The sequence below is a fragment of the Legionella sp. W10-070 genome (assembly GCF_900640175.1).
Classification (GTDB): Bacteria; Pseudomonadota; Gammaproteobacteria; order Legionellales; family Legionellaceae; genus Tatlockia.
Window position 1 is genome coordinate 37,255 of the sequence record NZ_CAAAJC010000021.1, and the last position, 14,096, is coordinate 51,350.

Below are 14,096 nucleotides of genomic sequence, written 5' to 3' on the forward strand. Positions count from 1 at the left end.
AATCTAATTTGGGTGTTTCGCCAATGACTACTCCCCCTATTATTCTGGATTTATTTATTTCCTGGATAACGATATATGGTGGTTTGGTGTGCCTTTATTTTATAACAGGATGGATTATTGAATGCATTGTAGCCAAAAATCCCAACCTGAAAATACAAAAAGGAACAATGGTTTTCCACAAGGATAAACTTCTTGATATCAAGCAAAGTGTTATCTCTTTACTATCAATTAGTTTTTTTATTGCTTTAGGATATACACTACAAGGCTATGGTTTTAGCTTATTTTCACCGCAGCCTCATTCGCTGCTAAGGGTGATTATTGAATATCCGCTTTATTTTATTTTATCGTTAATTCTTTTCGATACCTGGTTTTACTGGATGCACCGCTTAATCCATGTACAACCGCTATTTAAATACGTGCATGCGTGGCACCATCGTCGTAGTTTAAGAACCCCATCAACGTGGGCAAATAACAGTGATACATTACTTGATGATCTATTTTTGCAATCCTATTGGTTCTTTGCTTTTGTTTTATTGCCTTTCCCGGCAATAGTACTGTTCATCCATAAAATTTATGATCAGATAACCGGCATGATGGGCCATTCCGGCTATGAAATTAGCGGCGTATTGCCTTTGAAATGGAAATTTCTTGTGGCTGTTGTCCACCATGACCAGCATCATAGTGCAGTAAAATATAATTTTGCCACTCATTTCAGCTGGTGGGATAGAATGGCAGGTACGCTTCATCCAGATTACGACGCTAAACGCAATTCATTTAAACGCTGAATAATTATTAAGGTTATTTAAGATCGTCTGCATTATTTGCTTATCAATTACTTCCAGGTAATAGGATTCAATATGGAGTATCAGCCCACCATCATTAGTGTCATCAATATTTATAGAAACGTAATTTTTTGTATTGTGATATAACGGATAAAAATAGTGTTTTAGTTTCAGCTGATTAGAAACAAATCCTTTTTTTATTTTCTTATCAGACACCGCATTACGAAAATTAAAGCTTAGCAAAGGAAACGCTTTATTTTTATTGGCAAAAAATTCATAAGCTATCAGCCCGGCATAACAATCTGCCATTGCTTTGCTCACCCTCGTATATTTTGATATGCCGGTAAAGGCGCGGAGCATAAAACTTATCAAAGGTGCACTTTTTTTATACTTGCAATAATACAACCATCCTAATGCCGCTCCATAAGGTAAATTAGAATAATTTAATGATTTTCTATTTTTATTTTTTAAATCTTCCGTCATTCCAATTAAATCGTCATTAACGGGATTAAACGCAAACGAACGTTCATTAAGACAAGGTCCTAAAATTTCCTGATACTGATTATTAAAGTGGGGCTGACTAATCAATTGAATAAGGAAATTATTATTCTTGCAATAAGGCTTGAAAGCATTCAGTGTTGCACTAATAATGAGTTCTTCTATCGTATAATCATGAGAATAAGCAAATTCCTTCAGTGCATCTGTTTGGTGTTTTTCTAAAGTATAGAGTAAGCGCTTTTTTATGGATGTTTGTTGATCAATAATGTCATTACTAATCTGACAGGGACTAAAATTCCCATAGTCCTTTTCAATATGCCGCTGCAATGATTGGTAAAGATTAGCGTAATAGCTTTTTTCACTATGGATATAGTTTCGATAGGGATAATAATTTTTAATTTCCAAATCATTATATTTTTGCCACAAAATTTGCCATATAAGGGATTTGGTTTTAGCATCGATTGCCTTATGCGTGATCACTAACTGCAATAATGCATTACGTTCATCGATTTGAATCAAACAGGGGTAAATGTTCTGCTTTAGTTTGCGTAAATCAACCTGTGCCAATTGCATGTTAATTGCATCAATTTGCTCTTCATAGGACTTTGTCTGTTCTAAAGGAAAGGTTACCAATTCAATTTTTTGTTTGGGCAATTTTTTTGCGTAAGGAAGCCAATTGTTAACCCGGAAATTAAATATATCAAATTCAGTAACTAAATAATTAAGTACATTTTCCAGTTTAATTTTGTCTAATTTCCCTTCCCAAAAAAAGGAAATAACTTCATTCTTGGAATATCCTGAAGTCAATTCGATACTCCAAAAGAGAAGTTGGCAGTCACTAAGAGGAATTTTATTAGGATGGCGCATTTTCTCAAGCAGCCGTTCCTGCTGTTTTATGTTTTTATGCAGCAGGCTTAGTTTTTCCTGGCTGTAGTTTTTTTTTATTTCTGATAAACAGGCTTGCTTTGCCTTTTTTGGCAAAGCCAGTATCCTTTTAGCAATCAAGCCAAGACGCTGATTAATCCTAAACTGCTCCATTTTTTTTAAATCTCCGCGACATATTTTTATTTAGCACCTCAGTACATTCTTCAAGTACAGATGAAGGGCTGATTTTACTTAATAAAAAATCATGCTCCATTAGTTGCTGCATGGCTTTTTGAATTGCGTGTTGGGCGGAAAAAAGGCATGGGGTACTGAATATGGCCAGTCCTATGCCACATTCTTCTAATTCAGTCAGGTTATGAGGGCTGGATTTCCCGCCCGCTATCTGATTATAAGCAATTTTATTTTCTTTCCTTAAATCATAAAGCACATCCAAAGAGCAAAGTTGCTCGACAGACATACCGTCAACCAGAATAGAATCTACCGGGAGCGCTTTCATTTTTGAAACCCGTTCAAGTATCTCTTCCATCTGGGTTGCATCCGTACGTGCAACAACGAAAAGATCCCCGCTCACGGACATGACTTCCTCTAATTTTTTAATATAATTATCTGGCGAAACAAGGGTTTTCCCGTTGTAATGGCCGCATCGCCTTGGCCTTGATTGATCCTCGAGGATAATTCCTGAAGCGCCGGCATCATACAGGCAGGCAGTAATCATTTTTGCATTATGGATATCCACAAAACCATCGTCTATATCAACCAGGATATGTGCATCTGGAAGTATGCTTCTAATTCGCATGACATAATTCAACAGATCAGACCAGGTATTAAAGCCAATATCAGGAAGTCCATAGTGACTAGCGGCAAACCCAAAGCCACTGACAAATAAACAATTATGATAATTTGCCACCAGGGAAGCAGAAAAAACATCATATATTCCGATAAAAGGCAAAATCTTTTTCTCGTTTTTTAACTGCCTGAGTTTTTGTCCGTACAAAAGAGACATAGCAATACCTCCTCACGTTTAATTAATACTATAGGATAGAATCATTTAAAAAGTTCAATTTTTTTGTTTTTGGCTAAAAAGCAACCTATATTAAGACAATATGTATTAACGCAGCTGGCTGATAAGTGGTTATTTCCCTATGAGGTCAAGTATGTTATCAACTAAGCTTTTTATAGAAAACAGCAGCAATTACTATGGTTTAATTGCCTTGGAAAGCAGCCAATATCAATTAAGCTATGAAACATTATACAGGCTGGTCGACTACCTCCAATTGCAATTTGCTGCCATTGCTTCTCCAGAAAAAACACCCTGCATTTTACTTTTTAATAACAACATCGAGTACGTAGCAACATTCCTGGCAGTGGCCCGACTATGTCCGGTCATGCCAATTAATCCCGCATTGCCACTCGAACACATTCAAGAAGTTGTACAATCCTTAAACCCAGCATCGGTGATTCATGACCCGATGAATGCGGACAAGGCGGGTGAACTCGCTCAAAGAATCGGGATTCATGCCCGGGAAATAAGACTGGATAATGCGCTGGTGCAATCCAAAAAACAAAAAAAACACCAGGACGTCGCGGCATACCCTAAAGAAAATGAAGTAGCCCTGATTCTCCATACATCAGGGACCACAGCCAAGCCCAAGTGCGTTCCTCTCTCTTATAAAAATTTAAACGAAAGCATTGCGAATATCATTAGAACACTGCAATTAAGTATAAACGACCGTAATTTAAATATGATGCCTCTTTTTCATATCCACGGTATCGTTGCCTCAATGCTCTCCACCCTTGCAAGTGGCGGCACCCTGATTTTAAAAGATATCGATTATACGAAAATAACGGATTATTTAATTAATGACAAACCAACCTGGTATACCGCTGTTCCTACCATTCATCACAAAATTTATCAGGCACTCTCCATGCAGCCAAATGAGTGCGCAACCGGTAGTTTACGTTTTGTACGCTCTTGTTCATCGCCGCTGTCTGAAGTGTTGCAGCAAAAGATACAAGCGCTGTTGAATGTGCCCGTGATACAAGCATATGGCATGACTGAAGCAGCACACCAGGTTTCTACCAACCCCCTATCCATCGCTGATATTAAAATAAATTCGGTAGGCCAAACCAAAGGGGGCATTTCTGTCATGATCATTGGAGATGAGAATCAGAAACTAAATCGCAATGAAGTGGGAGAAGTTTGTATTCAAGGAGACAATGTATTCCAAGGCTATATGAATAATCCTGAGGCGAACAAAGACGCTTTTATTCAAGGCCATTTCCGAACAGGGGATCTTGGTTATATTGATTCGGACGGATATTTATTTTTAACAGGAAGAAAAAAAGAAATAATTAATAAAGGAGGGTTTAAAATTGCCCCCCTGCAAATTGACCAGGTAATGTTAAGACACCCTCAAATCAAAGAAGCCATTACCTTCCCAATCCCTCATGAAACACTTGGCGATGATATTGGCTTAATGGTTGTTACTGAACAAGGTTTGGAGAAAAAGGCGATTTATGAGTACCTGCAGGACAAAGTTGCAGAGTATATGCTTCCTTACGAGATTTATATTGTCGATGACATACCTAAATCAGCAACCGGAAAAATTAATAGGCTCTCGATTGCACAATCATTACCTGCAACCAATAAACCCTTCCGGAAGCCGCAAAATAAATTGGAAGAAGAGCTTGTGGAATTGTGGAAGTCCCTGTTGATGGTTCCTCAGGTTTCTGTGGATGATAATTTTTTCCAATTAGGCGGAAATTCATTATTAGCTACAGAATTCTATAACTACATTGCAACCTCCCATCAGTTGCAGCTCCAACCTATAGAGTTATACCAAGCGCCAACAATCGCAAAAATAGCAATCCGTATTTACGAAAATAAGAAAAATGCAGAAAGTGACTGGCTCAGCGAGATAGAGCAGCTTCTAAAAGAATATGAAAATAATGAGGTTCATTATGGCTATGAATAAGCTCACCTTCCCTTATCAGTTTTTACAAAACGTTATTAGTAATCCTGATAAAATCGCAATTACTTTCCTTAACGAGAAGAAAGAAGCCATTGATATTAGCTATTCGGAATTAATGAAGAAAATCAATGGAGTAGGGAATGCAATATTGGAGTCAACTCATAACGGCGCGCCTGTATTGCTGCTTTATACACCTGGAATCAACTTCATTGTTGCCTTTCTTGCCTGTCTGTATACAAACAGATTGGCTATCCCTGCTTATCCACCCATTAATTTTTCCGCGGTTTCCCGCCTGGAAAGTATCATCAGAAACTCAAATCCTGCGCTAATTTTGAGCGAGGAAACTATTCTGAAAAATTTAAAGAAAATCCCTTTGATAAAGTACCTTCTCCTCCCTTATATAAAAAAGAAAGTGCTTCGTGCATTTCATGTACCCGATAATATTGTGTTTTTATTTGAGAGCGTGTCACAGATGATGGCAACTGATTCACTAAGTGATGACCAGGCTAATTTTGATGTAGCAAAAATAGAGGGGCCTGCGTTTATTCAATATACTTCAGGAACGACCTCAAATCCCAAAGGGGTACTAATTAGCCACAGCAATATTGCCGATAATCTACATTTGATTCGAGAAGCATTTAATATCCACTCCGAGTCAAAAGGATTTATCTGGTTGCCTCCATACCATGATATGGGATTAATTGGCGGAATTTTGGTACCCCTATACCACTGCATCCCGGTCGTCTTGACAAGCCCGCTCAATTTTATCAAAAATCCTAACCTCTGGCTGGAATCAATTTCCAAGTACAGAGCAACAATCAGCGGCGGCCCCAATTTTGCCTATAATCTATGTAATCGTCGAACCAGTGATGAATATCTAGAGCGTCTGGATTTGTCGTCCTGGGAAATTGCATTTTGCGGCGCAGAACCCATTAATGCAGAAACAATGAACCACTTTGTTCGCAAATTTAAAGCCTGCGGTTTTAAACCAACCGCGTTAATACCCTGTTATGGAAATGCTGAAAGTACTTTAATTGTTAGCAGTACAAATTATAATGAGCATTTGAATGTGGTAAAAATCAATCGCGACTCCTTAAGCAATGGACAGGTCGTCTTTGATTCTTCCCATAACTCAGTCAGTGTGGTGGATTGTGGCATGCCACTGCTTAATGTGAAAATTGCCTCAACCGAAACAGGTGAGTTTCTGCAAGAAAAGCAAATTGGTGAAATTTTAATTAATGGGAATAGTGTTTCTTCCGGATATTGGAATGACCAACAAAAGACGGATGCTGCTTTTAAAGTTGCCCCTGATGGAAATCGATATTATCACAGCGGCGATTTAGGTTTTTTATCTGAGGGAAAATTATTTATTAGCGGTCGAATGAATGATCTGATCATTATTGGTGGACGGAATTATTTTGCCCATGAAATCGAATCCATTGTTCATGTTTGCAGCCCTGATATCCGACAAGGCTGCTGCGTTGCCTATGAGTCCTTTGAATCAGGGATTAGTCAACTGGCGTTGGCTATAGAAGTAAAATCAGGAAAAGAAGACCATTATCCGGATTTGGTTCGCCATATTATGCTTGAAGTCAACCAGTATTTTGGAATTTCAGTCGCCGAAATTAAGTTGCTCAAACCGCATTCTATCCTTAAAACAACCAGCGGAAAATTACAGAGATATCAAACAGTAAAACACATTGAAACCCACCCTGAATGCGTTCTTTTCCATTTTAACAATCATCTGCCGCAGGACGGTAGGGCAGAGGTACCTGTAAAACCAGCGCCAGAGCATAAAAAATGCCATTATGAAGGTAAAAAAAGAGCTAAACTTATTGAACGCACCATAATTGAATTGGTCAATGCCAATTATTCCCAATTATTAAAATGCAAGCCTAACACGTCTTTGGAAAGATTAGGCCTTGATTCGATTATGTATATAAAATTGTTGTCCTCTCTCAAGCAACGGCTATCCTTGGAATTTGAAGTAAATGATATCGTAGTCAATAAAAATCAAACAATCAGGACATTAGCAAAAGAGATAGCCCGATTAACGCAGGAGTCAAAACGCATTACACGACTGGAGCAGCTGCCAAAAATCAAAAATCTGTTGGAAAGGCATAGCGATTTAGTTGAAAAAAATTATCACCAATTATTTATGCGGGCTTTTGAAGGGCCTGCAAATAGTATTATATCCCTGGATGGCAAACCATTTATTAATTTTGCTTCATATAATTATTTAGGCTTAAGCGATGATAAAGAAATGAAGCAATTTATAAAAGATAATGTCGATCGATACGGCAGTTCAGCGTCGGCAAGCCGCCTGGTCGCTGGAAATCGAGTTTTAACGGAGCGATTGGAACAGGAACTGGCGCAATTTGTCGGCTATCCTGACGCGATACTGTTTACTGCGGGTTATCAGACCGTCGTGTCAACAATTACCCATTTATTTGGTCATAATGACGCGATTATTTATGATGAATTAGTCCATAACAGCAGTTTGCTAGGTGCCTATTATTCAGGAGCCGAGTTATATACCTTCAAACATAATGATCCAGAATCATTACACAACCAACTGGCTCTATTAGCGAATAAGTTTGAAAAGATATTAATTATTACTGAAGGTGTCTTTAGCATGGATGGCGATATTGCCCCTATCGACAAAATTATAGCCCTCAAAAAAGAATACGGTTGCTTTTTAATGATTGACGAGGCGCATTCATTGGGAGTCATTGGCAATACAGGCCGCGGTGTTATTGAATATTTTCAACAGTCTCCCGAAGATATTGATATCATTATTGGTACCTTGAGCAAAGCTTTTTCCAGTTGCGGTGGCTTTGTTTGTGCGAGCAGAGAATTAATCCAGTATATGAAATTTTCCGCTCCTGGTTTCGTTTTTTCTGCAGGAATTACACCCGCGAATGCTGCAGCCGCACTTTATGCGTTGCAACGCATAAAGAAAGAGCCACAATTAATTCAACGCATGCAGCATAATGCTGATTATTTTCTTAAACAAGCAAATACGCTTGGACTTGATACAGGAGAATCAAGAAACACCCCTATTGTCCCTGTAATTATAAAAGACTCCAACAAAACGCTGGAAGCATCATATCAATTATTCTGTGAGGGAATCTACGCACCGCCAATTATTGCACCCGGGGTAACTGAAGAGCAGGCGAGGATTCGATTTTTTATTACTGCGCTACACCAAAAAGAACAACTGGACTTTTGCATTGAGGAATTAGCCCGAATCAAGCCAACACTGCTGCAATGATCAAGGATAATTATAAGGAACGAAAAGTCCAATATTTATGACCCAAAAAAATGGTGAACACCGGAAATATCAATCCAAAGGCATGTGCTATTTCATGTGTATACGCACTAATATTCATCGTTGGCAAGACATAATAAGCCAGTATCAGGCTAATCAGCAATGTCTGCAGCAAACCCATCAAATTTACCAAAATAAAAAATACAATCGAGCGCAAAAAAGTTTGTTGACCATGACGAAATACAAACAATTTACTGAGCGTAAAAGCAGTCACCATCCCGGTAATATAGGCAAATATAATCGAGATTGAAAAACCAAAAGAATAATTATATAAAATCCTGCTGCAGAAATTCACTATGAGTGATATCCCCCCGGTTAACAGAAAAATAAAAAATTGTTTTGAAATAAAATGATTGATCACAAACCACCCTTATTTACTGGCATTAGTTACCTTTTCTCCTATACACCCCTGGCTTAAGCCTGAGCTTGTTTATGATATCCAAATTAACAATAAGCATCATTACCCTCTTATAAAAAATGCATGCCTGATTTTCGGCGGCAACAGGCTGATAAAAAACTTATACTGATAAAGCCAGGTTAAATTAATTTGAAGCCAATTAATATGAATAAGAGTAAACATCAGGAATATTACGAGGCATTAATTGCCAAGGATACAAATTATGAAGGTATATTTTTTGTTGGGGTTAGAACAACCGGTGTGTTTTGTCGTCCAACGTGCACCGCCAGAAAACCGAAGGCTGAGCATTGCGAATTTTTTAGGGCAACACAAGAGGCCTTGCTGGCAGGTTATCGTCCCTGCAAACGTTGCCGACCGCTGTCACATCCCAATCAAGCAACTGATATTGTTCGTCTTTTAGTTGAAGCAGTTGAGAACAACCCAACCAAACGCTGGCAGGCAGCCGACTTTAAAAATCTGGCCATCGATGAGTCGACTGCCAGACGTCAATTTAAAAAACGTTTTGGAATGACCTTTGTAGCCTATGCCAGGGCAAGAAGAATAGGAGAAGCAATGAAAGAAATTCGTCATGGTACTTCGGTGATCGATACCCAATTGCAAGCAGGTTATGAGTCCGGCAGTGGATTTCGGGATGCGTTTTCAAAATTATTTGGTAATGTGCCCAAGCAAACTAATAAACAAGCTGTTATCTTAAGGGCTGCCTGGATAGATACTGCCTTAGGTCCAATGATAGCCATTGCTGATGATGAGAGGCTATATTTGCTCGAATTTGTTATGAGGAGGGGCTTGGAACGCGAAGTGGAGCGTTTAAGGAGCCGTGGTTTTGCTATCATTCCTGGGTATACAGCACCTCTAACCTCGATTGAAGTCGAATTGAAAGCCTATTTTGAGGGTAGATTAAAGGCGTTTAAAACGCCTTATCGGCTGTTCGGCAGTCCTTTTCAGCAACAAGTATGGCAAGCACTGTGTCAAATTCCTTATGGCGAGACACGGTCTTATCTGGATATTGCCAAATTCATCGGCAAACAATCGGCTTTTAGAGCAGTAGCTCAAGCCAATGGGGCTAACCAATTAGCAATAATTATTCCTTGTCATCGTGTCATTAATGAAAATGGCCAATTAGGCGGTTACGGCGGGGGAATAGCACGTAAAGAATGGTTGATTAACCTGGAAAAAACCAATCAATAATTGGTTTAATTGAATTCAAATAATTAAAAGAGGTTGCTGGTGATAAAACAACGCTGTGAGTGGGCTAAAACGGATTTATTATTAATGCAATACCATGATGATGAATGGGGAACACCAGTTTTTAACGGACAAATGTTATTTGAATTTTTAACCCTGGAAGGCATGCAAGCAGGATTAAGTTGGTTGACCATCTTAAAAAAAAGAGAACATTTTCGTGCTGCATTTGATAATTTTGACGTTAAAAAAATCGCGAGTTACGACATCAATAAATTTAACGCATTAATAAACGATGCCGGGCTTATTAGAAATAAACTAAAAATTCAATCGGTCATTAACAATGCCCATGCTTTTCTAGAGGTTGAGAAGGAATTAGGCGATTTTTCAAAATACTTATGGAATTTTGTGAATGGTAAGCCAATTCTCAATCAATGGCAAAGTGCCAGTCAAATTCCAGCCCAATCTGCCATATCCGATCTCATGGCAAAAGATTTGAAGAAGCGGGGGTTTAAATTTGTCGGTTCTAAAATTTGCTACGCCTTGATGCAAGCGACAGGAATGGTTAATGATCACACTATAAATTGTTTCCGCCACCAGACCATCAAGAAAAGTGGCTTGCCGCGCTAAAATATGACCAACATCAAGTTTAACGGAATTAACAACTCATCAGCCTGGTAATTCAAAATTTATAAAGAACCAGCTTTATTTTGCTGTCTCTAACGCCCCCAGTTTGTTTTCAAAATTGACGCCTGCATTGCCATAATTTTTCAATTATTTTTACTGAACGTGAAGTTGATGCAAAGTTAAAGCATTCCCTTCAGAATCAACGATGATCGCCATTCTACATACAGGAGAAGAGAAAATATCCAACTTAACTTCTACATTTTTTTCTTTCAGTTGAGTCATAAGCGCATCAAGATCATCAACTTCAAAAGCGACACTACCACCACTGTTAGAGCTTGGTTGACCTCCTTCAGCCCAGTTTGTAATGGCTAAACAGCCGCCTCCGGGAAGATCATACTCTACCCATTGTTCTTCAACTTTACCTGGTTTAAGACCAAGTGTTACTTCATAAAATTTACGGGCTCGATGAATATCGAGCACTGGATACATGGTAAAAGCAACTTTTTTAAACATCATCTCACTTCCTTGTTTCAAATATTATGGTTTGGCACCAAAAACAGCTTCTATGTTACGCCGACTTGAGTCGATTATAAAACATAATTGTTTTAGCGTATTTCGGGTTACCTATTTCCGTGATGCAACGGGGGTGGCACCCATAATATTAGATTTCTATGTGTAGATAATGGGAGAACCAAGGATTTTTCTATCCATTGAGGTTAAGCGAGTTTGGTGCTTTTTACTAGTTGGCACAAGCCGACTGGATAACCAGAAAACAAAACCTGCTTCTTACAGGGCCTTGTGGCAGTGGAAAAACCTACTTAGCCTGCAGTCTCGGTCATAGCGCTTGCCTGAAAGGTCTTCAAACCAGATATTACCGTCTGTCACGATTGTTTATCACCTTGGCGAAAGCCAAAGCCGATGGCACCTATCACAAGGAATTAACAGCGCTGTCACAAACCAGGTTATTGATCATTGATGATTGGGGAATGGAGCCAATAACTCAAGCTCAACGAAGTGATCTAATGGAAATTATGGACGATAGACACGAACAGTCATCAACACTAATCATTAGTCAGCTTCCTGTCGAACAGTGGTATGCCTGTATTGGTGATAACACACTGGCTGACGCTATTTTGGATCGACTGGTTCATAATGGTCATCGACTAAATTTAAAAGGTGAATCCATGCGAAAAATACTTGGGAAATTGACTGAAAGTGAACACTTGGTGTAAAAGGTCATTTGGACAATGCGTAAAATAATAGGTGTTCACGTTCGACCAGAATGGGTGTTCATTTTCGTCAGAATACGCAAGGGTTTGTGATGGGCTTTGGTGGTCAGGAATGGTTTTAATAATTGGGGCGGCGGGAATCGAACCCGCGACAATTTTTTTTAATCTATTGATATTACTTCGTTTTATTTTTAGCTCAACTTTTTTGGGCAGATATTGGGTAGTTTTTTGTTAACAATTGCGTTTTTGTTCAGTTTGATTCCGTATATGGGAATTGAATTTGTTTCCTTACAACCGCTATATTTTTTAATTAACCTTTGGTGTTACTTGATAACCCAATTTATGGTTGGTTGAGTGGTCATAAAAAAATTGTTCTACCATCATTTACCTTAATCTCCAGTAATAGGTAAGTATTAGTATTTAATGGAGATTAAAGTAAATATCATGTGGTGTTACTAGCCCTCAATACTTTAAAAATTCAAATAACAACCCTCTGTTTTCCATGGATATTAATTAAAACAGGGCGCTGTTTTGTTGGTTTAATAATAAAAACAACCGTCTGTTTTGTTGACTTAAATATATTATTGCTTATAATTTAGTATATTACTAATGATAAGTATATTAAATGAAACGAACTCTATTAAATTATATGGATAACTGGCTGGTTTCACCTGACCGGAAACCATTAGTCATTCGTGGGGCAAGACAAGTTGGTAAAACATGGCTAGTAAGGCACTTAGCTGAAAAGACAGGAATGCAATTAATTGAACTCAACTTCGAGAAGCAACCTTCCTATGCCAGTCTTTTTGCTTCTAATGATGTAAATCAAATTTTATTAAATTTAAGTACGGTATTAAATCAGAAAATAGATCCCCCAAAGTGCTTATTATTCCTAGATGAAATACAGGCAGCACCTCAACTGCTTAGCAAACTCCGTTGGTTTGCAGAAGATTTACCCCAACTAGCAGTAATCTCCGCTGGCTCTCTATTAGAATTTATTCTAGCGGAGCACTCATTTAGTATGCCGGTTGGGCGAGTTAGCTATATGCATTTGGAACCATTGTCATTTGATGAATTTTTATTAGCAAATGACAAAGAATCACTTTATGACTATTTAAATCAATATGACCTAAGTATCGAGCTCCCCTCTGCGATTCACGAGCAATTAACTACTTTATTTAAAGAATATCTGATTATCGGCGGTATGCCCGCTGTAGTCTCTAATTGGGCTGCTGAACGCTCTCTGAATAGAGTTAGTCAAATACAAAATGACTTATTGGCCACCTATCGCGATGACTTTTCAAAATATAAAGGTCGTTTAGCGACAGAAAGATTAGACGAAGTACTTAATTCTATTCCAAAAATGCTTGGACAAAAATTTGTATTTAGTAGAGTTAATAAAACGATTCAAGCATCGACAATAAAGCATGTATTAGATCTGTTAGAAAAAGCCCGAATTAGCCACCGAGTACAAAGTAGCTCAGCAAATGGTGTTCCCCTCGCATCTGAAATTAAAGAAAAATTTTTTAAAGAAATTTTCCTTGATATAGGCTTATGTAGTACAGCACTAGGACTGAGTTTAAACCAAATTAATTCAACAAATGAAATTCTTTTGATTAATAATGGCGGCATCGCTGAACAGGTAGTTGGCCAATTGCTAAGAACAATTGAACCACCCTATATTGAACCAGTTTTGTATTATTGGCATAGAGAAGAGGCTGGTTCAAGTGCTGAAATTGATTATGTAATCCAACATGGTAATAAAATTATACCTATTGAAGTAAAAGCTGGTGCCACAGGAAGCCTAAAGTCACTACATGTTTTCATGGGATTAAAAAAATTACCTCTCGCCATGCGAATTAATTCTGATTATCCAAGTAAAACTAATGTAGATGTAAAAGATAATTTAGGGAAATCCGTAAACTATACTTTTATATCCATTCCCTTTTATCTTGTGGGGCAGATACATAGATTACTTAGTTTGCTCAACTAACATATATAGTGCAAAAACCAAGTGCAACTCATATGAGTTTGACATTATTTGTCAGTATCACTAATTAAATTAGGCTCCGTGAACGAAATTTCTAATTAGTTGAAAAAAAGGCAGTTTCTATAGTGAAATACGATTTGCCGTCGAAAAATCACTAAAAGAACTGCCAAAATGAATAATAA

10 protein-coding genes and 1 pseudogene are annotated in these 14,096 nt (G+C 38.0%); 7 read left to right on the forward strand and 4 right to left on the reverse strand.

Annotation, left to right across the window (positions count from 1 at the left end; genetic code table 11):
• Window positions 1-23: 23 nt before the first annotated feature.
• Complete coding sequence (locus E1O65_RS09710) at window positions 24-785, forward strand: sterol desaturase family protein (protein ID WP_133133411.1); 762 nt, start codon at window positions 24-26, stop codon at window positions 783-785.
• Here E1O65_RS09710 and E1O65_RS09715 read toward each other — a convergent pair.
• Window positions 771-2,318 (reverse strand): hypothetical protein, encoded by a 1,548-nt coding sequence (locus E1O65_RS09715; protein ID WP_133133412.1) that lies wholly within the window; start codon window positions 2,316-2,318, stop codon window positions 771-773. The two genes, E1O65_RS09710 and E1O65_RS09715, sit on opposite strands and share 15 nt — an antisense overlap.
• A complete protein-coding gene (locus tag E1O65_RS09720; RefSeq protein WP_133133413.1) occupies window positions 2,305-3,168 on the reverse strand; it encodes an isocitrate lyase/PEP mutase family protein in 864 nt (287 codons plus the stop codon). Before E1O65_RS09720 ends, E1O65_RS09715 begins: the two co-directional genes overlap by 14 nt.
• Window positions 3,169-3,319: 151 nt before the next feature.
• Between E1O65_RS09720 and E1O65_RS09725 the strand changes: the two genes are divergently transcribed.
• Entirely contained in the window at window positions 3,320-5,140 is a 1,821-nt protein-coding gene (locus E1O65_RS09725; protein WP_165474950.1) for a non-ribosomal peptide synthetase, read from the forward strand.
• Window positions 5,127-8,411 (forward strand): aminotransferase class I/II-fold pyridoxal phosphate-dependent enzyme, encoded by a 3,285-nt coding sequence (locus E1O65_RS09730; RefSeq protein ID WP_165474951.1) that lies wholly within the window; start codon window positions 5,127-5,129, stop codon window positions 8,409-8,411. The genes E1O65_RS09725 and E1O65_RS09730 overlap by 14 nt, the downstream gene beginning before the upstream one ends.
• A gap of 10 nt (window positions 8,412-8,421) precedes the next feature.
• Here E1O65_RS09730 and E1O65_RS09735 read toward each other — a convergent pair whose 3' ends face one another.
• On the reverse strand, window positions 8,422-8,829 hold the full coding sequence (locus tag E1O65_RS09735) for a GtrA family protein (protein ID WP_133133416.1): 408 nt from the start codon (window positions 8,827-8,829) through the stop codon (window positions 8,422-8,424).
• Window positions 8,830-9,030: 201 nt separating this feature from the next.
• Here E1O65_RS09735 and E1O65_RS09740 point away from each other — a divergent pair, with 201 nt between their 5' ends.
• Together E1O65_RS09740 and E1O65_RS09745 are read left to right on the forward strand one after the other, a co-directional pair.
• Complete coding sequence (locus tag E1O65_RS09740) at window positions 9,031-10,074, forward strand: bifunctional transcriptional activator/DNA repair protein Ada (RefSeq protein WP_133133417.1); 1,044 nt, start codon at window positions 9,031-9,033, stop codon at window positions 10,072-10,074.
• Between the two features lie 33 nt (window positions 10,075-10,107).
• On the forward strand, window positions 10,108-10,698 hold the full coding sequence (locus E1O65_RS09745; RefSeq protein ID WP_278043651.1) for a DNA-3-methyladenine glycosylase I: 591 nt from the start codon (window positions 10,108-10,110) through the stop codon (window positions 10,696-10,698).
• A 150-nt stretch (window positions 10,699-10,848) separates the two neighbouring features.
• Here E1O65_RS09745 and E1O65_RS09750 read toward each other — a convergent pair whose 3' ends face one another.
• Window positions 10,849-11,208, reverse strand: a complete 360-nt coding sequence (locus E1O65_RS09750) for a VOC family protein (RefSeq protein WP_133133421.1) — start codon at window positions 11,206-11,208, stop codon at window positions 10,849-10,851.
• A gap of 230 nt (window positions 11,209-11,438) precedes the next feature.
• Here E1O65_RS09750 and E1O65_RS09755 point away from each other — a divergent pair.
• Window positions 11,439-11,927 (forward strand): annotated as a pseudogene (locus E1O65_RS09755) (ATP-binding protein); the annotation flags it as partial.
• 622 nt (window positions 11,928-12,549) lie between these two features.
• Window positions 12,550-13,917 carry an AAA family ATPase gene (locus E1O65_RS09760; RefSeq protein WP_027228136.1) on the forward strand — a complete coding sequence of 456 codons (1,368 nt, stop codon included), beginning with the start codon at window positions 12,550-12,552 and terminating at the stop codon, window positions 13,915-13,917.
• Window positions 13,918-14,096 lie beyond the last annotated feature (179 nt).

Bases quoted from the DNA above. Each gene is read 5' to 3' on its own strand.
- E1O65_RS09760 (WP_027228136.1), top strand. From the start codon at position 12,550: ATGAAACGAACTCTATTAAATTATATGGATAACTGGCTGGTTTCACCT.
- E1O65_RS09740 (WP_133133417.1), top strand. From the start codon at position 9,031: ATGAATAAGAGTAAACATCAGGAATATTACGAGGCATTAATTGCCAAG.
- E1O65_RS09730 (WP_165474951.1), top strand. From the start codon at position 5,127: ATGGCTATGAATAAGCTCACCTTCCCTTATCAGTTTTTACAAAACGTT.
- E1O65_RS09715 (WP_133133412.1), bottom strand. From the start codon at position 2,318: ATGGAGCAGTTTAGGATTAATCAGCGTCTTGGCTTGATTGCTAAAAGG.
- E1O65_RS09750 (WP_133133421.1), bottom strand. From the start codon at position 11,208: ATGTTTAAAAAAGTTGCTTTTACCATGTATCCAGTGCTCGATATTCAT.
- E1O65_RS09710 (WP_133133411.1), top strand. From the start codon at position 24: ATGACTACTCCCCCTATTATTCTGGATTTATTTATTTCCTGGATAACG.
- E1O65_RS09725 (WP_165474950.1), top strand. From the start codon at position 3,320: ATGTTATCAACTAAGCTTTTTATAGAAAACAGCAGCAATTACTATGGT.
- E1O65_RS09720 (WP_133133413.1), bottom strand. From the start codon at position 3,168: ATGTCTCTTTTGTACGGACAAAAACTCAGGCAGTTAAAAAACGAGAAA.